Source organism: Streptomyces sp. NPDC038280, from assembly GCF_055600045.1.
This window is the reverse complement of the sequence record NZ_JBVJYZ010000006.1, coordinates 1-22,874: the sequence shown is the minus strand read 5'-3', so window position 1 is coordinate 22,874 and position 22,874 is coordinate 1. Positions and strand designations below refer to the sequence as shown.

General features: G+C 73.3%; 19 protein-coding genes. 12 read left to right on the top strand and 7 right to left on the bottom strand.

The window, feature by feature from the left end:
• Positions 1-137: 137 nt before the first annotated feature.
• Positions 138-1,136, bottom strand: a complete 999-nt coding sequence (locus ACZ7J0_RS14890) for an HhH-GPD family protein (RefSeq protein ID WP_470887372.1) — start codon at positions 1,134-1,136, stop codon at positions 138-140.
• A gap of 22 nt (positions 1,137-1,158) precedes the next feature.
• On the bottom strand, positions 1,159-1,815 hold the full coding sequence (locus ACZ7J0_RS14885; protein WP_470887370.1) for a phosphatase PAP2 family protein: 657 nt from the start codon (positions 1,813-1,815) through the stop codon (positions 1,159-1,161).
• Positions 1,816-1,999: 184 nt separating this feature from the next.
• Here ACZ7J0_RS14885 and ACZ7J0_RS14880 point away from each other — a divergent pair, with 184 nt between their 5' ends.
• Positions 2,000-2,806, top strand: a complete 807-nt coding sequence (locus ACZ7J0_RS14880) for a hypothetical protein (protein ID WP_470887369.1) — start codon at positions 2,000-2,002, stop codon at positions 2,804-2,806.
• Positions 2,807-2,872: 66 nt separating this feature from the next.
• On the opposite strand, the gene disA is transcribed toward ACZ7J0_RS14880, so the two are convergent.
• Together disA and radA are read right to left on the bottom strand one after the other, a co-directional pair.
• Complete coding sequence (disA, locus tag ACZ7J0_RS14875) at positions 2,873-3,997, bottom strand: DNA integrity scanning diadenylate cyclase DisA (RefSeq protein ID WP_468711360.1); 1,125 nt, start codon at positions 3,995-3,997, stop codon at positions 2,873-2,875.
• Positions 3,998-4,552: 555 nt separating this feature from the next.
• Positions 4,553-5,962 carry a DNA repair protein RadA gene (gene radA / locus ACZ7J0_RS14870; protein ID WP_470887367.1) on the bottom strand — a complete coding sequence of 470 codons (1,410 nt, stop codon included), beginning with the start codon at positions 5,960-5,962 and terminating at the stop codon, positions 4,553-4,555.
• 198 nt (positions 5,963-6,160) lie between these two features.
• Here radA and ACZ7J0_RS14865 point away from each other — a divergent pair, with 198 nt between their 5' ends.
• A complete protein-coding gene (locus ACZ7J0_RS14865) occupies positions 6,161-7,975 on the top strand; it encodes a BACON domain-containing protein (RefSeq protein ID WP_470887365.1) in 1,815 nt (604 codons plus the stop codon).
• Between the two features lie 62 nt (positions 7,976-8,037).
• Here the strand turns inward: ACZ7J0_RS14865 and ACZ7J0_RS14860 are convergent, their stop codons facing one another.
• The gene (locus ACZ7J0_RS14860; protein ID WP_470887870.1) at positions 8,038-8,829 is read right to left on the bottom strand and encodes a DUF3109 family protein; all 792 of its coding nucleotides are present in this window, start codon (positions 8,827-8,829) and stop codon (positions 8,038-8,040) included.
• A 94-nt stretch (positions 8,830-8,923) separates the two neighbouring features.
• Here ACZ7J0_RS14860 and ACZ7J0_RS14855 point away from each other — a divergent pair, with 94 nt between their 5' ends.
• The 4 genes from ACZ7J0_RS14855 (at position 8,924) to ilvD (ending at position 13,682) form a co-directional block, all read left to right on the top strand.
• Positions 8,924-9,856: a Ppx/GppA family phosphatase gene (locus ACZ7J0_RS14855; RefSeq protein WP_470887364.1), complete on the top strand. Its 933-nt coding sequence runs from the start codon at positions 8,924-8,926 to the stop codon at positions 9,854-9,856.
• A 380-nt stretch (positions 9,857-10,236) separates the two neighbouring features.
• Positions 10,237-11,067, top strand: coding sequence for a sugar phosphate isomerase/epimerase family protein (locus ACZ7J0_RS14850; RefSeq protein ID WP_470887362.1), 831 nt, complete (start codon positions 10,237-10,239; stop codon positions 11,065-11,067).
• Positions 11,064-11,684 carry a TetR/AcrR family transcriptional regulator gene (locus ACZ7J0_RS14845; RefSeq protein WP_470887360.1) on the top strand — a complete coding sequence of 207 codons (621 nt, stop codon included), beginning with the start codon at positions 11,064-11,066 and terminating at the stop codon, positions 11,682-11,684. The genes ACZ7J0_RS14850 and ACZ7J0_RS14845 overlap by 4 nt, the downstream gene beginning before the upstream one ends.
• A gap of 147 nt (positions 11,685-11,831) precedes the next feature.
• Entirely contained in the window at positions 11,832-13,682 is a 1,851-nt protein-coding gene (ilvD, locus tag ACZ7J0_RS14840; protein ID WP_470887358.1) for a dihydroxy-acid dehydratase, read from the top strand.
• 611 nt (positions 13,683-14,293) lie between these two features.
• Here ilvD and ACZ7J0_RS14835 read toward each other — a convergent pair.
• Positions 14,294-16,450, bottom strand: coding sequence for a protein kinase domain-containing protein (locus tag ACZ7J0_RS14835; protein WP_470887356.1), 2,157 nt, complete (start codon positions 16,448-16,450; stop codon positions 14,294-14,296).
• A gap of 144 nt (positions 16,451-16,594) precedes the next feature.
• On the opposite strand from ACZ7J0_RS14835, the gene ACZ7J0_RS14830 reads away from it, so the two are divergent.
• The 5 genes from ACZ7J0_RS14830 to proC all read left to right on the top strand — a co-directional run bounded on the left by ACZ7J0_RS14830 (position 16,595) and on the right by proC (position 20,717).
• Positions 16,595-16,885: an SH3 domain-containing protein gene (locus tag ACZ7J0_RS14830; protein ID WP_470887868.1), complete on the top strand. Its 291-nt coding sequence runs from the start codon at positions 16,595-16,597 to the stop codon at positions 16,883-16,885.
• Between the two features lie 97 nt (positions 16,886-16,982).
• Positions 16,983-17,513 (top strand): hypothetical protein, encoded by a 531-nt coding sequence (locus ACZ7J0_RS14825; protein WP_470887355.1) that lies wholly within the window; start codon positions 16,983-16,985, stop codon positions 17,511-17,513.
• Positions 17,514-18,158: 645 nt separating this feature from the next.
• Positions 18,159-19,055 (top strand): ABC transporter ATP-binding protein, encoded by an 897-nt coding sequence (locus tag ACZ7J0_RS14820; protein ID WP_470887353.1) that lies wholly within the window; start codon positions 18,159-18,161, stop codon positions 19,053-19,055.
• A complete protein-coding gene (locus tag ACZ7J0_RS14815; RefSeq protein WP_470887351.1) occupies positions 19,052-19,789 on the top strand; it encodes an ABC transporter permease in 738 nt (245 codons plus the stop codon). The genes ACZ7J0_RS14820 and ACZ7J0_RS14815 overlap by 4 nt, the downstream gene beginning before the upstream one ends.
• 118 nt (positions 19,790-19,907) lie before the next feature.
• Entirely contained in the window at positions 19,908-20,717 is an 810-nt protein-coding gene (proC, locus tag ACZ7J0_RS14810) for a pyrroline-5-carboxylate reductase (protein WP_470887349.1), read from the top strand.
• Between the two features lie 26 nt (positions 20,718-20,743).
• Here proC and ACZ7J0_RS14805 read toward each other — a convergent pair whose 3' ends face one another.
• Positions 20,744-21,331, bottom strand: coding sequence for a cysteine hydrolase family protein (locus ACZ7J0_RS14805; protein ID WP_470887347.1), 588 nt, complete (start codon positions 21,329-21,331; stop codon positions 20,744-20,746).
• Positions 21,332-21,405: 74 nt separating this feature from the next.
• On the opposite strand from ACZ7J0_RS14805, the gene ACZ7J0_RS14800 reads away from it, so the two are divergent.
• Positions 21,406-22,425 carry a GlxA family transcriptional regulator gene (locus ACZ7J0_RS14800; protein WP_470887345.1) on the top strand — a complete coding sequence of 340 codons (1,020 nt, stop codon included), beginning with the start codon at positions 21,406-21,408 and terminating at the stop codon, positions 22,423-22,425.
• Positions 22,426-22,874: the final 449 nt, after the last annotated feature.

The window sequence follows — 22,874 nt, the reverse complement described above, 5'->3', positions numbered from 1 at the left end:
CTCAACCGCCTCCGATCCCCGTGATACAGCCCGTTTTCCGTTGCGTCACTGAAGCTACGGAGCGGTTGTCACGGGGCTGTCCGGGGCAGCCGTCGGCGGACGCACGGCTGCCCATCGGTTGTGTAACAGCGTTTGTGTCAGGCTTCGCGGGGCCGCGATCCGGGCGGGGACGCGGGAGCGGTTCCCGGCTGGGCGGGCCGTGAGGCGGGCAGCCGGTACGCGCCGTTCGCCAGCGGCTCCACCAGCCCGTCGGCGACCAGCCCGTCCAGCGCCCGGGCCCGCTGCACCGGCTCGTCCCACACGGAGTCCAGCGCCGCCTGCGACACCGGGCCCACCGCGTCACGCAGGACGGCCAGCAGCCGCCCCCGCACCTGGCGGTCGGTACCCGCGTACGTCTGGCCGCGCCGCGCCGGCCCGTCGTGGGCGGGCTTCCCGGCCCGCAGCCACGCGCACTGACCCGAGATCGGGCAGCGCCCGCAGTCCTCGTTCTTCGCGGTGCACACCAGCGCGCCGAGCTCCATCGAGGCCGCCGCCCAGCGGGCAGCCCTCGCGTCGTCGTCGGGCAGCAGGGCGCGGGCGAGCCTGCGCTCGGCGGCCGTGGTGGCGTTCGGCGGGTACTGGATCCCGGCCGCGGCCCGGGCGAAGACCCGGCGCACATTGGTGTCGAGCACGGCGTGGCGCTGCCCGTAGGCGAACGAGGCCACCGCCGCCGCCGTGTACTCGCCGATGCCCGGCAGGGCGAGCAGATGGGCGTGGTCCTTCGGTACGTCTCCGCCGTGCCGCTCCGTTATCGCCACGGCCGCCCCGTGCAGCCGCAGGGCCCTGCGCGGATAGCCGAGCCTGCCCCAGGCGCGCACGGCGTCCCCCGGCGCGGCGGCGGCCAGATCGGCCGGGCGCGGCCAGCGGGCCAGCCACTGCTCGTACACCGGCAGGACCCGGGCCACCGGGGTCTGCTGCAGCATGAACTCGCTGACCATCACGCCCCAGGCACCCGCCTCGGGGCGGCGCCAGGGCAGGTCACGGGCGTGCTGCTCGAACCACGCGAGCACGGGCGCATGGAGGCGGGCAGCCGCGGGGGCGTCGAGGGGGACGTCGAGGGGGGCGTCGACCGGGATGGGGGCGTCAGTGGCAGTCATGGCACCTCCGATCCTGACACGTTCACAACGACCGGTGCGGCACCCGCTCAGGGCGCACGGAGGCGTGTGCGCGCGGCCCGCGACCCACGCACCACACGGCGAGAGTGTTGCGGCTGGTCCGGGCCGTCTCGACGAGTGCCAGGGCAGGGCGGGTCAGCAGCCGTACGAAGACGAACGCGAAGGCCGCGCCCAGGGCGAGGCCCGCCGCCACGTCGTGCGGGTAGTGCACACCCACGAACACCCGGGAGAACGCCATCAGTACGGCCATCGCCGCGGCCGGCCAGGCGATCCACCGCCAGAAGGCGACCAGGGCGAAGGTCACGGCGACCGCGGCGGCACCCGCGATCGCGGAGTGGTTGCTGGGGAACGACCAGTCCCCGTGTGGCGGGCACTCCACCAGCGGGCGGCCGGCGCCGGCGACGGCCCGGCACGGCCGCTCCTCATCGACCAGGGACTTCAGGGCCTCGCTCACCACATAGCCGAAGGCGGTCGCGAGCGGGGCGAGCAGCGCGAGCGCCATCACCCGCGAACCGGCGGAACGCGCCAGCCACCAGCCGACCACGAAGAGCAGTCCGAACAGGAGCAGTCCGGCCTCGGTCCACAGCTCGGCGAGCGTCTGGAACCACGAGGGGGTGGTGCGGGCGAAGTCGGTGATGTCGAGATAGAGGTCCTGGCTCATCTGATGGACCGTACCTGGCCAGGACAGGACCTCACGCGCCGCCTCGGCGCGACGGCCGCCCGAAGCGCCCCGACGGCCCCCGGGCCCCGTTGACGGACGTTCGGATGTGATCATCCGTAAAACTTGGGCCGCGAGGCGGCGGGTGGGGCGGGAGTTGGCGGCGATCTCTCGTAAGGTTCCGTCCGTGGGATCTATGCGCAATCCGGTCGGGCCGCTTCCCTCCTCCATCTACTGGCGACGGAGGGCGGTCGCGCTGTGCCTGATCGCCCTGCTGGCCCTGCTCGCGGTGTGGTCCGTCTCCACCATCGGCGGTGGCTCGAAGCAGGGCAGCGACGGTGCCAACGGCGCCTCTCCCAAGCCGCCCGCCATCACCCCGGGGCCCCCCTCGTCGGGACCCGCGATCAGCGAACAGCCGGGCGGACGCGACGAGTCGGGCGATTCCGGCGCGAGCGACGGCGGCGGCACCGGGGGCAGCACCGGGGGCGGCACGGCGAGCGGCGCCGGCGGCGCCAAGAACGGCGACACCACTGGTACGGGCGGCACCGGCGGCGGCGCGGGCACCGGCCAGCAGGTCCCGGCGAACTCGCCGCTGCCCAACTGCGCGCCCACGAGCCTTCAGTTCACCCTGCGCTCCATGAAGGTCTCGTACGAGTCCGGCGAGAAGCCGCAGTTCCAGCTGGTCGCCCGCAACACGTCCACCGTCGGCTGCAAGGCCGACTTCGGACCGGTCCGCGCCGTGCTGACGATCAGCGACAACCAGGGCCACGAGGTGTGGTCGTCCAAGGACTGCCCGCGCGGCGCCGGCAGCGTGCTGCTGAGTGTTCCCGCGGGCGGGACCGCCACGTACACCGTGGAGTGGGACCGCAGGCGGAGCGCGCCGCAGTGCGCGACGCCGCCCGCGGCGGCCGCGGGCCCCGGAACGTACCTGGTCGAGGCGCAGGTGCCGGGCGCGAAGGTGCTGCCGGCGTCGTTCACGCTGGCGAAGGACTAGGCCCGGCGAGGACGGGGCGGTGGCGGGCCGGGCGCCCGCCGCGCTTCGCCTGCCTTGCGGACCGCGCTACACGTACCGCTCGAGGATGGACGATTCGGCGAGCCGCGAGAGGCCCTCGCGGACGCTCCGGGCCCGGGCCTCGCCGACGCCGTCGACCGTCTGCAGGTCGTCGACGCTCGCGGCCAGCAGCTTCTGCAGACCCCCGAAGTGCTCCACCAGCCGCTCGATGATGGCGCCCGGCAGCCGGGGCACCTTGGCCAGCAGCCGGTAGCCGCGCGGCGAGACCGCGGAGTCCAGCGTCTCGGGCGACCCGCTGTAACCCAGCGCGCGGGCCACGATGGGCAGTTCGAGCAGCTCGGTGTGGCTCAGGGCGTCCAGCTCGGTGAGCGCCTCGGAGACCGTGCGGGACCGCTTGGCCGTCGGCTCCGGCACGTAGTCCCGTACGACGAGCTCCCGCTCCGGCTCCACGCCGGCGATCAACTCGTCGAGCTGGAGGGAGAGCAGCCGGCCGTCCGTGCCCAGCTCCACGACGTACTCGGCGATCTCGGTGGCGATCCGGCGCACCATCTCCAGGCGCTGCGCGACGGCCGTGACGTCCCGGACCGTCACCAGGTCCTCGATCTCCAGGGCGGAGAGGGTGCCGGCGACCTCGTCGAGGCGGAGCTTGTACCGCTCCAGGGTCGCGAGCGCCTGGTTGGCCCGGGAGAGGATCGCGGCCGACTCCTCCAGGACGCGGCGCTCGCCGTTCACGTACAGGGCGATGAGCCGCATCGACTGGGACACGGAGACCACCGGGAAGTTGCACTGCTTGGAGACCCGGTCGGCGGTGCGGTGGCGGGTGCCGGTCTCCTCGGTGGGGATGGACGCGTCCGGGACGAGCTGGACGCCGGCCCGAAGGATCTTGGACATGTCCTTGTCCAGGATGAGCGCGCCGTCGAGCTTGCACAGCTCGCGCAGCCGGGTCGCGGTGAACTCCACGTCGAGCACGAACCCGCCCGTACACATCGACTCGACGGTCTTGTCCATGCCGAGAACGATCAGACCGCCGGTGTTTCCGCGAAGGATGCGCTCCAGACCGTCACGCAGGGCCATGCCGGGGGCGACAGCGCTCAGGGACGCACGCATCAGGGCTTCGTTGCCGGAGCCTCCGCCGGACTTTCCGGGAGCTGATGCCCCGTCCTTGGCTGCCACTGCACTCCTCCGGCTCGTACGGATGGGCGAGACCAGGGCAAAGTCTAGCGACCCCGCCCGCCCCCGGGCTGCGCCGCGGCACAGCGGGGTGCTCCGAGGACGTCGTCGACCGGGACGGGGGACCGCGCGCCGCCCCCTGCGGACCCGGTCCCGCGGGCGGCCCCTACCCCGGGGGCGGGACCGCGAACCGGGGCCCGGGTGGTCGGGATCTGCGCGGACTCGGGCCCGGCCGGGGGTCGGGTCGCCGCCCTGCGCCCGGGGCCCGGGTGGTCGGGATCTGCGCGGACTCGGGCCCGGCCGGGGGTCGGGTCGCCGCCCTGCGCCCGTGGGCCGGGGTGGTCGGGATCTGCGCGGACTGGGGCCCGGCCGGGGGGTCGGGCGCCGCCCTGCGCCCGTGGGCAGGGGCGGTCGGGATCCGATCCGTGCGGACTTGCGTCCGGCCCGGGCGTCGGGTCCTCGCGCTCACCGGGCCGGAGCCGGGGCGGGCGGTCGCCGTCCTGCGCGTACCCGGGCTCGCCTCAGCACCGGCCCGCTCCTCCGGTCCCGGTCCCCGCCTCAGCCGTTCGGCTCCGCCGAGTCCTTCGGGGCCGACCTGCGGCTCCTGGGCAGCACCCGCAGGGCGTCGCCCATGTCGGCGACCTCCGTGACCTTCATGCCCGGAGGGACCCTGCCCGGGTCGGTGGGGACCAGGGCGTGGGTGAAGCCGAGGCGGTGCGCCTCCGCCAGCCGGCGCTGGACGCCGGTGACCCTCCGGACCTCGCCCGCGAGGCCCACCTCGCCGATCGCGACCAGGTTCTTCGGCAGCGGGGTGTCACTCGCGGCCGAGGCGAGGGCCAGCGCGATCGCCAGGTCCGCCGCCGGCTCGGAGAGCTTCACGCCACCGACCGTCGCGCTGTAGATGTCGCGCTTGCCGAGCGCCGTGATCCGGCCGCGCTGCTCCAGGACCGCCAGCATCATCGAGACCCGCGAGGTCTCCAGACCCGAGGTGGTCCGCCGGGGCGAGGGGATCTGCGAGTCCACCGTCAACGCCTGCACCTCGGCGACAAGGGGCCGGCGTCCCTCAAGGGTGACCGTCAGGCAGGTGCCCGGCACAGGCGCGTCGCGCCGCGTCAGGAAGAGCCCGGAGGGGTCGGTGAGCCCGGTGATCCCCTCGTCGTGCAGCTCGAAGCAGCCGACCTCGTCCGTCGCGCCGTAGCGGTTCTTCACGCCCCGCACCAGCCGCAGCCGCGCGTGACGGTCGCCCTCGAAGGAGAGGACGACGTCGACGAGGTGCTCGAGGAGCCGGGGGCCCGCGATGGCGCCGTCCTTGGTGACATGGCCGACGAGCAGCGTGGCCATGCCGCGGTCCTTGGAGGCGCGGATCAGCGCGCCCGCCACCTCGCGGACCTGGGCCATACCGCCCGGCGCCCCGTCGATCTCCGGGGATGCCACCGTCTGCACGGAGTCGAGGATCAGGAGCGACGGCTTGACCGCGTCCAGGTGCCCCAGTACCGCCGACAGGTCGGTCTCCGCCGCCAGATACAGATGGTCGTCGAGCGCCTTGATCCGGTCCGCGCGCAGCCGCACCTGGCTCGCCGACTCCTCGCCCGTGACATAGAGCGTCCGGTGCTCGTCGCTGGCCGCCTTCGCCGCGACGTCGAGCAGCAGCGTCGACTTGCCGACGCCCGGCTCGCCCGCGAGCAGCACGACCGCGCCCGGCACCAGCCCCCCGCCGAGGACCCGGTCGAGCTCGGGCACGCCGGTGCTGCGGGCCGTGGCCTGGCGGCCGTCGACCTGGCCGATGGGCAGCGCGGCGGTGGAAACGCGGCCCGCGGCGGTCGTACGGACAGCGGGCGCGCCGTACTCCTCGACCGTGCCCCACGCCTGGCATTCGGGGCATCGGCCGAGCCACTTGGCGGTCGTCCACCCGCACTCGGTGCAGCGGTAGGACGGCCTGTCCTTGGCGGATTTAGTACGGGCAGCCATGCGGAAACCGTAGCCGCACCCACTGACACTCCGTCCCACGGTCCCTTTCCGCCCCCGTCCGCCACCGTTGTCCCATAACGCCTCGGCCAGGACCAAGGCAACCGCGACTGTCCCCTTTTGAGGGATACGTTCACCCGTAAGTGTTAAAAGAGTCGAAGAGGTACGAAGAGTGTGCCTTCGCCTGCCTACCGTCGCCGGGTGACGAGCAGCAGGCTGGAACCCCCCACGCACACCACCGGCGCACACCGGGCGCACCGTCGCGCGCCCCGGTCGACCTCGGACACCCCGGCCGGCTCGCGCCCGACGGCCACCGCGTCCGCCGCCGCCCCCCGGGCCGTCGAGGACCGCGTTCCCACCGCCGCGGACACGACCGCGGCGGCCGGTGCGGGCCCCCGCACGCTCGCACAGCAGCCGCCCGCCCACTACGAAGCCCACCTGGACGGCCTGTTCACCTACTGCCTCGCGGTGCTGTGCGACCACGACACGGCGACCACCGTCCTCGGAGACGTACTCGCCATCGCGGAACGCCACCACGGCCGATGTCCGGCGCAGGACGATTCCGGACGCAAGGCCTGGCTCTACGCCCTGGCGCGCTGGGCCTGTCTGCGCACGCTCGGAGAGCAGCGCCGCCACCGTCCGGGCGCCCACACCGGCCGCCCCGCCGTCGTCCCGCCTCATGCCCCCCCGGTCTCCGAGGAGACCGCCGAGCGACGCCACGCGGAGCTCGCCCTGCTCGCCTGGCCCGAGGCGGCCGGTACGACCCCCGAGCAGCGCGAGGCCCTGGAGCTCGCCGTACGCCACCAGCTCGCCCCCCAGGAGGTCGCCTCCGTCCTCGGCCTCGGCGCCCTCGCCGCACGCGAACTGCTGGCCTCCGCCGCGTGCGAGGTCGAGCGCACCCGCGCCGCGCTCGCGGTCGTCGAGACGGGCACCTGCCCGAGCGTCGCCCAGCTCACCGGCGACCATCGGGTCCTGCTCTCCGCGACACTGCGCCGCGAGCTGGTCCGCCACGTCGACGACTGCCCCCGCTGCAGGCGCGCCGCCGAGCGCGCGGGCGCCGCGGCCCCCTGGCCGGGCGCGACCGTCAGCCCGGCGAAGCTCCCGCTGGTCGAGGCGCCCAGGGCGGCCGTGTACGTGGCGATGCTGCACGTCCCCCGGGCTCGTGCCGGCGCACCCCGCTTCGGGCCGACCGGTTTCCCGATGGACCCCAAGGACCACGCCGCGCGCCGCGACCGGATGAGAGCCCGGGCGGTGACGACCACGGTCGTCGCGGCCGTGGTCGCCGCGCCGGTGCTCGCGCTGTGGGCGGCCTACCGGGGCGCGCCGCTGACCGGCGAGGGCCGGGACGGCTCCACGGTCACGGCGAGCGAGGCGGACGTGCCCGGCGGCGAGGGCCGGCCCTACCAGCACTATGAGAACGCGGGCAACGCCAGCGCCCGGGCCGAACCGCGCTTCACCCAGGGCAGCCGTTCCCCGGACGTGTCGGTCGAGGTGATCAGCGCCGGTACTCCCGCTCCTCCCGGCCACGCCGGGCAGGGTCCCGGCCGCATCACGGTCGCGGCGCACCCGGCCGGCGACACGACGACCCTCACGCTCACCGCCTCGGGAGGCGCCCGGGTCGCCTGGTCGCTGTGGACGAACGCGTCCTGGCTGTTCGTGAGCCGGACCTCGGGCACGCTCCGCCCCGGAGAGTCCGTCACGATCTACATCGCCGTGGACCACGGCCGCGAGCCGCAGGGCCCGTGGACCGCGCGGGTGGGCATCGACCCGGCCGGTGCGATCGTCGAGATCGACGGATACGGCCCGGATCGGCCGCCGACGCCCACGCCGCCGGACCCGGACCCCACGCCGACCCCGCCCGACCCGGACCCGACACCCACGCCGCCGGACCCCGACCCGACGTCGACCACGCCACCGGGGCCGGATCCCACACCCACCCCGCCCGGGCCGGACCCGACTCCGTCGGACTCGACGCCGGCGCCGAGCGAACCGGAGTCACCATCGCAGTCGAACTGATCCGGAGGCCGGACTCGGGAGGACCGAACCGGACCTCAGGAGGACCGGGCCGGAGGCCGGCCTCAGGCGGTGGGGTCGGCCGGGTGCGGGGCCACCAGCGGCAGCTGGGACGCCAGGCGGGCAGCGCACAGCCCCGCCAGTACGTCGTACGCCTCCTTGCCCATCAGCTCCGTCAGCTCCGGCCGGTAGGTCACATAGACCGGCTCGCCCGCGCCGTGGGCCGAGGTGGCGGAGGTGCACCACCAGTGCAGGTCATGCCCGCCGGGGCCCCAGCCCCGCCGGTCGTACTCGCCGATCGAGATCTGGAGCACCCGGCTGTCGTCGGGCCGGTCGATCCAGTCGTACGTCCGGCGCACCGGCAGCTGCCAGCAGACGTCCGGCTTGGTCTCCAGCGGCTCCCTGCCCTCCTTGAGGGCCAGGATGTGCAGCGAGCACCCCGCGCCACCGGCGAAGCCCGGCCGGTTCTGGAAGATGCAGGAACCCTCCCAGCGGCGGGTCTGACGCTCGCCGTCCTCGTCCTTCTGCACCCAGCCGCTCGACGTGCCGACGTCATGGAACTGCCACAGATCCGGAGTGAGGCGTTCCACATGGGAGGCGACGCGCTTCTCGTCGTCCTCGTCGGAGAAGTGCGCGCCCAGCGTGCAGCAGCCGTCGTCCGCGCGGCCCGCCTGGATGCCCTGGCAGCCGCTGCCGAAGATGCAGGACCAGCGCGAGGTCAGCCACGTCAGGTCGCAGCGGAAGACCTGTTCGTCGTCGGCGGGATCGGGGAACTCGACCCACGCGCGCGCGAAATCCAGACCCTTCTCGTCCGGTTCGAGGGTCTTGATCGGCTTCTTGGAGGCCTTGGAAGTCATCGGGACCGTCGAGATATCGGCTTTGCCCGGCTTCGCCTTTTTCGTCTTTGGCACACGCCAAGCGTATGCGCGCGAGCGCAGTAGCGTTCCGCCCATGAGACTCGGAGTCCTCGACGTCGGTTCGAACACAGTGCACCTCCTGGTGGTGGACGCCCACCCCGGCGCTCGCCCCCAGCCCGCCCACTCGCACAAGGCGGAGCTGCGCCTCGCCGAACTCCTCGACGCGTCGGGCGCCATCGCGGACGACGGGGTCGACCGGCTGATCGCCACGCTCGCCGACGCCGTGCAGGCCGCCGAGGACAAGGGATGCGAGGAGGTCCTGCCCTTCGCGACCTCCGCGGTGCGCGAGGCGACCAACGTCGAGGCCGTACTGGCCCGGGTGAAGGACGAGACAGGCCTGGACCTCCAGGTCCTCACCGGCGAGGAGGAGGCACGCCTCACCTTCCTCGCCGCGCGCCGCTGGTTCGGCTGGTCCGCGGGCAAGCTGCTGCTCCTCGACATCGGAGGCGGCTCGCTGGAGATCGCGTACGGCATGGACGAGGAACCGGACGCGGCCGTCTCCCTCCCCCTCGGCGCGGGCCGGCTGACCGCCGCGTGGCTGCCCGGGGACCCGGCCGACACCACCGCCATACGGGCCCTGCGGCGCCACGTGCGGGCCGAGATCGCGCGTACGGTCGGCGAGTTCAGCCGCTTCGGAAAGCCGGATCACGTCGTGGCCACGTCCAAGACCTTCAAGCAACTGGCCCGGATCGCCGGGGCGCCCGGCTCGGGCGAAGGGCTCTACGTGGGGCGCGTACTGAGCCGCAAGGCCCTGGAGGAGTGGGTGCCCAAGCTCGCGGCCATGACGGTGGGCCAGCGCGCGAGCCTCCCGGGTGTCTCCGAGGGCCGGGCACCACAACTGCTGGCGGGAGCGATGGTGGCCGAGGGGGCGATGGACCTGTTCGGCGTGGACGAGCTGGAGATCTGCCCCTGGGCGCTCCGCGAGGGCGTCATCCTGCGCCGCCTGGACCACCTGCCGACGGGCTGAGGTCGCGCGGCGCCGCCGGTCGTTCGGGCGGTCCAGCCGCCGGCGACGTGGTGGTCCTCGGCGATCGTCGAGAAGGCGAGAAGGTGATCCCGCGCCGCACGGACCACGTGCCCCGACGGGCTGAAGGCGTCGGCGCGGGCCCGCTTCCCGTCCCCGTACCCCGGTCGGCCCGCACCAGCCTGGCCCGCGCGCGGCCCGTACGCATCTCCGCCCCGTCCCCCGGTCGGCCCGCACCAGCCCCGGCCCGTGCGCGGCCCGTACGACTCCCCGCCCGGTCCGTAGCCGGTCCGCGGCCCGCCCCGCTTCGCGCCCGCCCGTGCCACCGCTCGGCGTGCGGACCGCCTCCCCGTCCCCCGGCGGCGGCCCGTACGCTGTCCCTCGTGGCAAAACCAGTGGTGCGCATCCCGGATGCGAAGGTCGCCCTGTCGACGGCCTCGGTCTATCCGGAGTCGACGGCGACGGCCTTCGAGATCGCCGCGCGCCTGGGCTACGACGGCGTCGAGATCATGGTCTGGACCGACCCCGTCAGCCAGGACATCGAGGCCCTGCGCCGCCTCTCCGACTACCACCAGGTCCCGATCCTCGCCGTCCACGCGCCCTGTCTGCTGATCACCCAGCGCGTCTGGTCCACCGACCCGTGGGTGAAGCTCCAGCGCGCGCAGGCCGCGGCCGAGAAGCTCGGGGCGTCCACGGTCGTCGTGCACCCCCCGTTCCGCTGGCAGCGCCAGTACGCCCGGGACTTCGTCACCGGTATCTGGCGCATGGCCGAGGAGACCGACGTCCGGTTCGCCGTCGAGAACATGTACCCCTGGCGCTACAAGGACCGCGAGATGCTGGCGTACGCCCCCGAGTGGGACGTCACCAAGGACGACTACCGGCACTACACGATCGACCTCTCGCACACCGCGACCGCCCGCACCGACACCCTGGCGATGCTCGACCGCATGGGCGACCGGCTCGGGCACGTCCATCTCGCCGACGGCAAGGGCTCCGCCAAGGACGAGCACCTCGTCCCCGGCCGCGGCGACCAGCCGTGCGCGGAGGTCCTCGAACGGCTGGCCCGCAACGGCTTCGACGGCCATGTCGTCATCGAGGTCAACACCCGCCGCGCGATGTCCGCCGCCGAACGTGAGGCCGACCTCGCCGAGGCGCTGGCCTTCACCCGTCTGCACCTCGCGTCCGCCTCGTCCTCCCGCGCCCGCCGCTCATGACCGGCGCGTCGGCTCCCCGGCGCCGCGGCCGGCCCGCGCGCGCGGCCGAGGACGGCGGCCCCAGCGCCCGTGAGCGGATCCTGGAGGCGGCCAGGGCCCAGTTCGCGGAGCGCGGCTACGACAAGACGTCGGTGCGCGGCATCGCCAAGGCGGCCGGTGTGGACCCGGCGCTCGTCCATCACTACTTCGGTACCAAGGACGAGGTCTTCGCCGCCGCCATCGAGGTCTCCTTCGAGCCGGCCCTGACCATCCCCGCCCTGATCGGCGCGGAGGCGGAGAAGGACGCCGTGGGCGAGCGCCTGGCCCGGTACTTCCTCGGGGTCTGGGAGAATCCGACGACACGCGCCCCGCTGGTGGCGGTCATCCGGTCGGCACTGACCCACGAGGCGGCCGCGAAGGTGCTGCGGGGGTTCGTCCTGCGCCGGCTACTGGAACGCGTGGCGGCTGACCTGCACGTTCCGGACCCGAAATTCCGGGCGGAGCTCGCGGCCTCGCACATGATCGGGATCGCGATCGTGCGGTATGTGATCCAGGTGGAGCCGCTGGCCTCGGCGGACCCGGAGGAGATCGTGCGGATGGTCGCGCCGACGCTCCAGCGCTACCTGACGGAGGCGTGAGGGGGTCCCGGACCCCGGATCCAGGGGCCGTCCCGGACGGTGACCGAAGGCTGAGCCACCCGTCCCGCATGCCGGACAGACTGTCCAGATCTTGGAGACGCGGCGTACGCTCGAAGACAGCCCTATCTGTCTAAGGAGCGAGCGACGATGCCCGAGCTCAGGTCCCGCACTGTCACCCACGGCCGCAACATGGCGGGCGCCCGCGCCCTTATGCGGGCGTCGGGCGTAGCCAGCGAGGACATCGGGAAGCCGATCATCGCCGTCGCCAACTCCTTCACGGAGTTCGTCCCGGGCCACACCCACCTCGCCCCGGTCGGCCGGATCGTCAGCGACGCCATCAAGGCGGCCGGAGCGGTCCCGCGCGAGTTCAACACGATCGCCGTCGACGACGGCATCGCCATGGGCCACGCCGGGATGCTCTACAGCCTCCCGTCGCGCGACCTGATCGCCGACTCGGTCGAGTACATGGTCGAGGCGCACTGCGCGGACGCGCTGATCTGCATCTCCAACTGCGACAAGATCACCCCCGGCATGCTGATGGCCGCCCTGCGCCTCAACATCCCGGTCGTCTTCGTCTCCGGCGGCCCGATGGAGGCCGGCCAGGCCACCCTCGTGGACGGCACGGTCCGCAAGCTCGACCTGATCGACGCCATGGTGGACGCGGCGAACGAGAACGTGTCGAACGAGGACGTCCTGCGGATCGAGGAGAACGCCTGCCCGACCTGTGGGTCGTGTTCCGGCATGTTCACCGCCAACTCGATGAACTGCCTCACCGAGGCCATGGGCCTCTCCCTGCCGGGCAACGGCTCCGTCCTCGCCACGCACACCGCCCGCAGGGCGCTGTACGAGGACGCCGGCCGCACGGTCGTCGAGATCGCCAAGCGCTACTACGAGCAGGACGACGAGTCGGTCCTGCCGCGCAACATCGCCACCCGCGCCGCGTTCGACAACGCCATGGCGCTCGACATCGCGATGGGCGGCTCGACCAACACGATCCTGCACCTGCTGGCCGCCGCCCAGGAGGCCGGGCTCGACTACGACCTCAAGGACATCGACGCCGTCTCGCGCCGGGTGCCCTGCCTGGCGAAGGTCGCGCCGAACGTCGCCCCCGGCGGCACGTACTACATGGAGGACGTCCACCGGGCCGGCGGCGTCCCCGCGATCCTGGGCGAGCTCTACCGCGGCGGGATGCTCGACGAGGACGTCCACTCCGTCCACTCCCCGAACCTGGCGGACTGGCTGAAGACCTGGGACGTCCGCGGTGGCTCGCCGTCCGCCGAGGCCGTCGAGCTGTGGCACGCGGCGCCCGGCTGCGTCCGCTCCGCGACCGCGTTCTCCCAGTCCGAGCGGTGGGACAGCCTGGACCTGGACGCGGAGGGCGGCTGCATCCGCTCCGCGGAGCACGCGTACTCGAAGGACGGCGGCCTGGCGGTCCTCAAGGGCAACCTGGCGGTCGACGGCTGCGTCGTGAAGACGGCGGGCGTCGACGAGTCGATCTGGACGTTCGAGGGCCCGGCGGTGGTCTGCGAGTCGCAGGACGACGCGGTCGACAAGATCCTCCTCAAGGAGATCAAGGAGGGCGACGTCGTCGTCATCCGCTACGAGGGCCCGCGCGGCGGCCCCGGCATGCAGGAGATGCTCTACCCCACGTCCTTCCTGAAGGGCCGGGGCCTCGGCAAGGCCTGCGCCCTGGTGACGGACGGCCGCTTCTCGGGCGGTACGTCGGGCCTGTCGATCGGCCACGCCTCGCCGGAGGCGGCGTCGGGCGGCACGATCGCGCTGGTGGAGGACGGCGACCGGATCCGGATCGACATCCCGAACCGTTCGATCGAACTCCTCGTCTCCGATGAGGACTTGACGGCTCGTCGTGAGGCCCTGAAGGGCGTCTACGCCCCGAAGAACCGCGACCGCCAGGTCTCGGCGGCACTGCGGGCCTACGCGGCGATGGCGACGAGCGCGGACAAGGGCGCGGTGCGGGACGTGTCGAAGCTCGCCTGAGCCCGGACAACCGACTTCCGAAGCGGGGAGAGGGCGGACGACGCCCCTCCCCGCTTCTTCGTGTTTTCACGCCCGCGTTTCGGCCTGACGGGCGTACGCCTCCTGTGCGAGAGGCGACGCCAGGCCGCGTGGGAGGCGCTGTCCCGGGTCACGGCCCGGGTGCGCCTGGCCCGGTCGCGGCGGCCTCGTTCACGGCAGCCGGTCGGCCGCGGTGGGGAGTGGTGTCCGGTTTCCTCGCCGCGGCGCCCGGCGTGGGACGCCCCCCGCCCGCTCGCGGCTGCGTCCCCACCCGCCCGGCGCGCCTCGCCCGGTTCGCTGCGATCGGCTCGGCGGAGGGCGCCCCGTGCCCGACCGTGTGCGTGGCGGCGGAGCTACCGACGCTGACGCCGGCCCGCGGGGCTGTGCCCGGTGCGGTGCCGGAACTGTCTGGGTGGTCCGTGCCCGATTGTGTGCGTGGCGGCGGGGTCACCGCCGCTGACGCCGGCCCGCGGGGTTACGTCAGTGCCCGTGTGTTCGGAGTCCCCGGCCGGTGAGCCCGCCGCGGTGCCGTGGCCGGCGGGCCGTGTGGCGGGCCGTCGGGCGCCCCCGGGCCCGCCGCTTCCACCGCCCCCTCACCACGACGCCGGGTCGCTCGCCGGCACCGCGAAGACCGAGCCGTCCGGGGCCGTCGCGAAGACGGCGCCCGAGGCGGCGACCGGGGAGGGCAGAGTCGGAGCGTAACCCAGCTTTCCCTCGCGGAGCTTGGGCTTCGTCTGGCCCAGGAGCGCGCCGCGTGCGGTGTCCACCGCCAGGAGGCGTCCGTCCGCCGACGACACGTACAAGCGGTCGCCTTCGCCGACGGCGGGCGCCGACACGCGGCCGCCCATCTCCAGCTGCCACAGTTCGCGCCCGCCGGCCGTGTCGACGGCCAGGAGGGTGCCGCCACCGGAGACGAGGTACACCGTGTCCCCGCGCACGGCGGCCTGCGCCTCCGACATCCGGAAGGGCAGCGCCACGCGGCGCGCGCTGCGCCGCTCGGGGTCGTAGCGGACCACAGCGTCGGCCCCCGAGTCGCGCTGCGAGGACGTCAGGAACAGCGCGCCGCCCGCGCCCGTGCCGACCGGCAAGAGCGTCCCGTCCAGCCGCCGCTGCCAGACGGTCTCCCCGGTCCGCGCCCGTACCGCGCTGACCAGCGTCCCGCCGCCGTTGCCCGACGCCTCGAAGACATGGACGAGCCCGGTCCCGGCGTCGTACGGGCCGAAGCGCGGTTCCGCGTGCCCGCGCAGGGCGTGCCGCCAGCGCTGCTTGCCGGTGGCCGCGTCGACGGCCGTCACCGTCCCGGAGCGGGAGCCGAACAGCAGCGTGTCGCCCGCGGGGTGGACGCCGTCCAGGAAGCCGGAGACGTCCGTGCTCCACCCGGGCGTGCCGCGAGCCGGATCGTAGGTCCGGTACCGCCCGTCGGCGGTCGTCGTGCCGACCAGCCCGCCCGAGAACGCGGGGGCCTCGATCTCCACCTCCGTCCCGGCGGGCCGCGACCAGAGGATCCGCCCGGTCGCCGGATCGAGCCGGGCGGCGCCGATGCCGCGCGCGGTGCAGTAGAGCGCGCCGTTCGTGTGGTCGCAGACCGGCGCCGAGTCGCCCCGCGTCACCAGTGGCGTCTGCCAGGTGCCGAAAGGCTCCGCCATCCCGGCCTGCTGCGGCCGGGCCGTACGCGCGTCGGATCCGGCCTGCTGCACCGCGACGACGCCTCCCGCCGCCAGTACCGCGAGCGCGGCGACGGCGAACGGCCACCGGCGCCGGCGCACGCTCCGCGCCGCCCCCGTACCGGTCCCCGGCCCAACCCCCGGCCCAGCCCCCGCACCCGCACCCGGCCCGCCGGGCGGCATCAGCGCCCGCGTGTCGAAGTCGCGGGCCGGCGCGCTCTCCGGCCGCCGCTGGGCGGGTATGAACGCCGCCGCTTCGTACGACGGCGGCAGCAGCGCCGACATGATCTCGTCCGGAGTGGGCCGCTCCGCGGGCTCCTTGGCCAGGCAGCGCGCCACCAGCGGCGCCAGGTCCTCGGGTACGCCCGTCAAGTCCGGCTCGTCGTGCACCACTTGGTACGCGACGATGTACGGACTGTCGGAGTCGAAGGGCCCGCACCCCGTCGCGGCGTGCACCAGCACCGACCCGAGCGCGAACACGTCCGCGGCAGGCCCCACCTGCCGGGGCCGCTGGAACTGCTCGGGCGCCATGAACGGCGGCGAGCCGATCAACTTCCCCGTCTCCGTGCGCAGATCGCTGTCCACCGGCCGTGAGATGCCGAAGTCGATGACCTTCGGCCCGGTGTCGGTGAGCAGAACGTTCCCGGGCTTGAGATCCCGGTGGACGACACCGGCCCGGTGGATGTCGCGCAGCGCCTCCGCCAGTCCCGCGGTCAGCCGCCGCAACTCGGCCGGAGCCAGCGGCCCGTTCCGCTTCACCTGCGCGGCGAGCGTCGGCCCGGGTACGTAGAGCGTGGCCATCCACGGGCGGGCCGCGTCGGGGTCCGCGTCGACGACCGGCGCGGTGAAGGCGCCGCTCACCCGGCGCGCGGCCGCCACCTCCTGCCGGAACCTGGCCCTGAACTCCGGGTCCGACGCGTAGTGTTCATGGACGACCTTGACCGCGAGCCGCAGTCCCGAGGCGGAGCGGGCCAGATGCACGACCCCCATCCCGCCGGAGCCGAGGCAGGCTTCGAGACGGTATGTGCCGGCGTATTCCGGATCCTCCGCTTCCCGGCTCCTGCCGGTACCGCGCAACGGTGGCATAGCCCCACCCCGTATTTTTCCCCTTTTATTCGTGCGCGCGCACGACGCACGGAGCCTAGTCCATGGTGCGTCGAAGCCCGGGGGAGCTTGCTAGCCTGCGCGCGTCGTACACAGGAGCACCACATGTCCACGGGGGAGAACCACATGTCCATCGAAGAGGCCGGGGCGCTCGCGCAGACCGCCACCGGTACGCGCTATCCGATCGCACCCGGCTACCGCGTCAACGTCCGCAGCGGCCCGGGCACCCAGTACCGGATCGTGCGCACGCTCCCGGAGGGCTCCACGGTCGCGATCCACTGCCAGCGTCCGGGCGAGCGCGTCAGCGGTCCGTACGGCACCACAGCGCTCTGGGACAACATCGCGAGCGGGGAGTACGTCTCCGACGCGTACGTGAAGACCGGCAGCGACGGGTACGTGGCCCCGCGCTGCTCCTGACCGGGCGACCCGACGCGGCGGGCTGCCCGGGCCGAGCCCCACGGGCCCAGCGGCCGGCCGGGGTCGGCGAGCGCGGCGCCCCGGGGATAATCGACGGGTGAGCGACGACCAGAACGAGCACCCGGCGCCGGCCCGGCCCGCCGCACCGACCTCGGCCCCCGGCCCCCACCCCGAGGAGATCCGTTTCTTCGGGACCACATGGGTCGACCACGACGGCCGGTACGGCCTGCGCCGCGCCGCCGTCGCCCTCGGCTCGCTCGCCGCCGCAGTCGCCGGCTGCTTCGTGCTCCGCTTCGCCTACCAGGGCCTGGAGGTCGCCGAGGTCGGCGGCTTCGTCAACGCCCTGGTCGTCGTCATGTTCGCGGTCTGCAGCGCCATCGCCTTCCGCAAGACCTGGGAGGGCTTCTCGCGCCGCCCGGCCGACCCCGCGCGCGAGGACTCGCTGCGCAGCCTCAAGGCGATCGGCTTCATCGGTTCGCTCCTCGCCTACTTCTTCCGCTCGCTCGTCGAGGCGCCGGGGGAGAAGCTGCGGCGCGAGGAGTACGAGACGGCGCGCGCCCGGTACGAGAAGCGCCGGGCGACCAGAACGGGCAAACCGGCGCCCCGCAAGAAGCCGAAGCGCAAGTAGGCCCCGCAAACGGCCAGGCGGGCGCGTCCAGGCCGCCCCGGCAGTCTTCAGCCGTGCCGCCCCCGCCCGTGGGGGGGTCGCGTGCCGCGTCACCGGCTCGGTCGCCGCCACCGACGACGCCGGCGCAGGAGTCGTGGCCGACCCGGCAGGCACTGCCCGAGGGCCACGCCACCGACCCGCGCGCCCCTCCGACGACCGCGTCACCCGCATCTGCTCCGGCCAGCCGGCATCCGTGCGTGCCCGCCGAGAGGTACGCCGCCCCCTGGCTCCCCGCACCCGTACTCACCGAGACCGGCCCGGAGGACCCCGCAACCCTTCGACGAGTCCATCGGTATCGCCGTCCTCACCGTCCCGGAACGGCTCATCCCCGCCGCCGAACGCACCGCGCTCGTGCTCCAGACGTCTTGGACGTGCCCTTCCTGAGATCGCCGAGTTCGTCGGCCGCATGCCCGGGTGACGACGTACGACGGCTGGCTTCCCGCGCCCGCGTGGCCGCGACGAAGCGCTCGCACGTCCGCGTCGACGCCCCCGCGCCGCGCCGGCGTCCGCGAGGAGCGCCGCCGAGCTCCACCCAACCCTCCAAAGCCCCAACCCCACCCACCGCCACCCTTGACGCGCCCACCCGCCAGGCGCACTATTCATCGCATGATGAATTACTCCGGTGACCCGGGGAGCTCCGGCGCCGCCGCCCCGCCCGAAGCAGGCCCGCGTCCCGCCACCCCCGCCATCTCGGCCCACGCCCTCACCGTCGTCCGCGGCGACCGCACCGTCCTCCGCGGCCTCGACTTCACTGTGCCGCCGGGCCAGATCACCGGGCTGCTCGGCCCTTCCGGCTGCGGGAAGTCGACACTCATGCGCGCGATCGTCGGCAGCCAGGCCAAAGTCACCGGGACCCTCCAGGTCCTCGGGCGCCCCGCGGGCGACGCGTCGCTGCGCTCGCGCATCGGGTACGTGACGCAGGCCCCGTCCGTCTACGACGACCTCTCCGTCCGCCAGAACCTCGACTACTTCGCGTCCGTCCTCCAGCCCGGCCGCCGGCACCACGACACCCGCCGCGCCGCCGTCGCCCGGGCGATCGACGACGTCGACCTCGGCTCCCACGCCGACTCCCTGGCCGGCAACCTCTCCGGCGGACAGCGCAGCCGCGTCTCCCTCGCGGTCGCCCTCCTCGGCACTCCGGAGCTCCTGGTGCTCGACGAGCCGACCGTCGGCCTGGACCCCGTACTCCGCCGCGATCTCTGGAACCTCTTCCACCGCATCGCCGCCGAGCGCGGCGCGGCGCTCCTCGTCTCCTCGCACGTCATGGACGAGGCCGAACGCTGCCACCGCCTCCTGCTCATGCGCGAGGGCGAGATCCTCGCCGACGACACCCCCGACGCCCTGCGCCGCCGCAACGACACCGCGACCGTCGAGGACGCGTTCCTCCACCTTGTCGACGCGGCCGCCGCCCGCGACCGAACCGCCGGCACGGCCACCACCGCCACCGACACGGACACGGACACCACCCGCCCGGAGACCGCCCGCCAGGAGACCCCCCGATGAGCGCCGCCCGTACCCTCGCCACCGCCGCCCGCGTCCTGCGCCAGCTGCGTCACGACCCGCGTTCGATCGCCCTCATGCTCCTCGTGCCGTGCGTGATGCTCTTCCTGCTCCGGTACGTGTTCGACGGAAGCCCCCGCACCTTCGACAGCATCGGCGCCTCGCTGCTGGGCATCTTCCCGCTGATCACGATGTTCCTGGTGACCTCGATCGCCACCCTGCGCGAACGCACCTCCGGCACCCTGGAGCGCCTCCTCGCCATGCCGCTCGGCAAGGGCGACCTCATCGGCGGCTACGCCCTCGCCTTCGGACTCCTCGCCATCGTCCAGTCCGCCCTCGCCACCGGCCTGGCCCTCTGGCTCCTCGGCCTCGATGTCGTCGGCTCGCCCTGGCTCCTGCTCCTGGTGGCCCTGCTCGACGCGCTCCTCGGCACCGCTCTCGGACTCTTCGTCTCGGCCTTCGCCGCCTCCGAGTTCCAGGCGGTCCAGTTCATGCCGGCCGTGATCTTCCCGCAGCTCCTCCTCTGCGGCCTGTTCACCCCGCGCGACACCATGCAGCCGGTTCTGGAGACGATCTCCGACGCCCTGCCCATGTCGTACGCGGTCGACGGCATGAACGAGGTCCTCCAGCACACCGACGTCACCGGCGACTTCATCCGCGACGCCCTCGTGGTCGCCGCCTGCGCCGTCCTCGTCCTCATCCTGGGCGCGGCCACCCTCCGCCGCCGTACGGCCTGACCGGACCGGCGCCGTACGGCCCGCCGGACCCGTACCGCCCCTCGGACACCCCGCCCCGCCCCCCGCCCACGGTGCGAGGATGGCGACACGTACCCCCACCGGCGAGGTGAACAGAGCCATGACCCAGACAGTCGCAGTCCTCGGCACCGGCAAGATCGGCGAAGCCCTTCTCAGCGGCATGATCCGAGCCGGCTGGCGCCCCGCCAACCTTCTGGTCACCGCCCGCCGCACCGAACGCGCCGAGGAACTCCGCGCCCGCTACGGCGTCGAGCCCGTCACCAACGCCGAGGCCGCCAAGCGCGCCGACACCCTCATCCTCGCCGTGAAGCCCCAGGACATGGGCAAGCTCCTCGACGAGCTCGCCCCTCACGTCACCGCGGACCGCCTCGTCATCAGCGCCGCCGCCGGTATCCCGACCTCCTTCATCGAGGAGCGCCTCACCACCGGCACCCCCGTCGTCCGCGTCATGCCCAACACACCCGTACTCGTCGACGAGGGCATGTCCGTCATCTCGGCCGGCAGCCACGCCACCACCGAACACCTCACCCACGCCGAGGAAATCTTCGGAGGCGTCGGCAAGACCCTCCGCGTCCCCGAGAGCCAGCAGGACGCGGCCACCGCCCTCTCCGGCTCCGGCCCGGCGTACTTCTACTTCCTGGTGGAGGCGATGACCGACGCAGGCATCCTCCTCGGCCTGCCCCGCGCCCAGGCGCACGACCTGATCGTCCAGGCCGCCATCGGGGCCGCCGTGATGCTCCGCGACAGCGGCGAACACCCGGTCAAGCTCCGCGAAGCCGTGACCTCCCCGGCCGGCACGACCATCAGCGCCATCCGCGAGCTGGAGAACCACGGCGTCCGCGCCGCCCTCATCGCCGCCCTGGAAGCGGCCCGCGACCGCAGCCGCGAGCTCGCCTCCGGCAACGGCTGACGCCAGACAGGAGGCGGCACGGGTCGTCACTTCTTCGCGGCACCGACCAGCTCCTCCGTGGCCACGACCTGTGCGAAACCACCGCCGTGCAGCGACACGGCGGTGGCCCGCGCCAGTTCCTCCGCGGTGAGCGCCCACCCGAACGGCCCCGCCTGATCGAAGGTGTAGGTCGCGTCCAGCGCGAAGAACACCTCGTACCCCAGGTTCCCGCCCATCCTGGCCGTCGTCTCCGCGCACATATTGGTCTGGATGCCGGCCACCACGATCTGCCGCACCCCCGATTCCCGCAGCCACGCGTGCAGATCGGGCGTCCCGTAGAACGCGGAATTCACGCTCTTCGTCACGAACAGCTCGTCGCCCGCGCCCTTCCCTCTCCTCTCCTCCACGTACTCCTTGAAGCCGTTGCCCTCATATCCCGTCCGCAACGGCGAGCTCGGCTTCACCGAGTCGTGCCGTACGAAGACGACCGGCCGCCCGCTCGTCTGCCACGCGTCGATCAGCGCGGCGATGTTGTCGTCCGCGCCGGGGTTGTTCCGCGGCCCCCAGAAGTCCTCCTCCTCGAACCCCTTCTGCACGTCCACGACCACCAGCGCTGCGTTCTCGTTGATCTCCATACCTCGATGGTGCCGCCAGGAGGCCCCGCGTCCCAGAGGTATGGATGCCATCGACCGATGGTTTACTGCCAACCATGGCGACCCCCGCGACAGCCCCGGTGACACCGCCCGCGTCCAACCGCCCCACGGCCCCCCAGCGGATCGGCCTCCTCACCTTCCCCGGCATCCGCGCCTTCGACGTCTCCGTCATCACCGAGGTGTGGGGCGTCGACCGCACTGACCGGGGGGTCCCCTCCTTCGACCTCCGCAGGGCCGCCGTCGACCGGGGGCCCGTCCCCATGCGCGGCGGCCTCACCCTCACGCCGGACCGCACCCTCGACTGGCTGGACTCCGCCGACCTGATCGTTGTCCCCGGCCTGGACGACCACCTCAGCCCCGCACCGCCTCCCGTACTGGAAGCCCTGCGCGCGGCCCACCAGCGAGGCACCCCCCTCGCCGCCCTGTGTGGAGGCGCCTTCACCCTCGCCCAGGCCGGCCTCCTCGACGGGCGCCGGGCGATCACCCACTGGAACCTCACCGACCTCCTCCGCACGCACCACCCCCAGGTCACCGTCGTCCCGGACGCCCTCTTCCTCCATGACGAGAACATCTGGACCTCGGCCGGCACCGCCGCCGGCATCGACCTCTGCCTCCACCTCGTCCGTACGGCCCACGGCGCCGAAGCCGCCGCCACCATCGCCCGCTCGATGGTCACGGCGCCCTTCCGCTCCGGCACCCAGGCGCAGTTCATCGAGCACCCCACGCCACGCGCCGACCGCGAGGCCGACACGCTCGCCACCGTCCGCGCCTACGCCCTCGCCCATCTCGACGAACCCCACACCGTCGCGACGCTCGCCGCACGCGCCGGCATGTCCGCACGCACCTTCGCCCGCCACTTCCAGGCCACCACAGGCGCCACCCCGCTCCACTGGCTCATCACCCAGCGGGTGGCCGCCGCCCAGAAGCTCCTGGAGCTCACGGACCATCCCCTCCCTGAGGTCGCCCGCCGGGCGGGCTTCGGGAGCGACGTCACCATGCGCCAGCACTTCGCCGCCCACCTGGCCACCAGCCCCCGGGACTACCGCGCCGCTTTCCGTCACCCAGAAGCCAGTTGACATGCCTGGGGGTCCGGGGCAGGCCCCAGGTTGACACGGGATTCCGCCGTCCGTAGTGTTCTCCGAGTTGTCCGACGTGAGCACCGACCCCGGTCGGCCCCGGACAGCCATTCCGCAAGACCACCAGAAGCGAACGACGCATCGTTGTCGTTCTGCTTTCCGTGCGCTTTTGCGAAATGAGGAATCCGCGTTCGAAGGGACGCACCCCCGATTAGCGTCGGGGGCAGTGATTCGCTAAAGTCTCACTCGTCGGAACGGCCCAACAGCCGGAAAGGCAATCCCCTCTGACTGGGAATCAGGCCCGAAAGGATCTGATAGAGTCGGAATCGCCGGAAAGGGAAACGCGAAAGCGAGGAACTGGAAGGCAAGCCCCGCTCCGACGGGGAATCGGACACGAAAGAGTCTGATAGAGTCGGAAACACGAAAGACCGAAGGGAAAGCCCGGAGGA

Coding starts and splice junctions, on each gene's coding strand:
- ACZ7J0_RS14890 (WP_470887372.1), bottom strand. CDS start 1,136: ATGACTGCCACTGACGCCCCCATCCCGGTCGACGCCCCCCTCGACGTC.
- ACZ7J0_RS14885 (WP_470887370.1), bottom strand. CDS start 1,815: ATGAGCCAGGACCTCTATCTCGACATCACCGACTTCGCCCGCACCACC.
- radA (WP_470887367.1), bottom strand. CDS start 5,962: ATGGCTGCCCGTACTAAATCCGCCAAGGACAGGCCGTCCTACCGCTGC.
- ACZ7J0_RS14860 (WP_470887870.1), bottom strand. CDS start 8,829: ATGACTTCCAAGGCCTCCAAGAAGCCGATCAAGACCCTCGAACCGGAC.
- ACZ7J0_RS14855 (WP_470887364.1), top strand. CDS start 8,924: ATGAGACTCGGAGTCCTCGACGTCGGTTCGAACACAGTGCACCTCCTG.
- ACZ7J0_RS14845 (WP_470887360.1), top strand. CDS start 11,064: ATGACCGGCGCGTCGGCTCCCCGGCGCCGCGGCCGGCCCGCGCGCGCG.
- ilvD (WP_470887358.1), top strand. CDS start 11,832: ATGCCCGAGCTCAGGTCCCGCACTGTCACCCACGGCCGCAACATGGCG.
- ACZ7J0_RS14835 (WP_470887356.1), bottom strand. CDS start 16,450: ATGCCACCGTTGCGCGGTACCGGCAGGAGCCGGGAAGCGGAGGATCCG.
- ACZ7J0_RS14830 (WP_470887868.1), top strand. CDS start 16,595: ATGTCCATCGAAGAGGCCGGGGCGCTCGCGCAGACCGCCACCGGTACG.
- ACZ7J0_RS14820 (WP_470887353.1), top strand. CDS start 18,159: ATGATGAATTACTCCGGTGACCCGGGGAGCTCCGGCGCCGCCGCCCCG.
- ACZ7J0_RS14815 (WP_470887351.1), top strand. CDS start 19,052: ATGAGCGCCGCCCGTACCCTCGCCACCGCCGCCCGCGTCCTGCGCCAG.
- proC (WP_470887349.1), top strand. CDS start 19,908: ATGACCCAGACAGTCGCAGTCCTCGGCACCGGCAAGATCGGCGAAGCC.
- ACZ7J0_RS14805 (WP_470887347.1), bottom strand. CDS start 21,331: ATGGAGATCAACGAGAACGCAGCGCTGGTGGTCGTGGACGTGCAGAAG.
- ACZ7J0_RS14800 (WP_470887345.1), top strand. CDS start 21,406: ATGGCGACCCCCGCGACAGCCCCGGTGACACCGCCCGCGTCCAACCGC.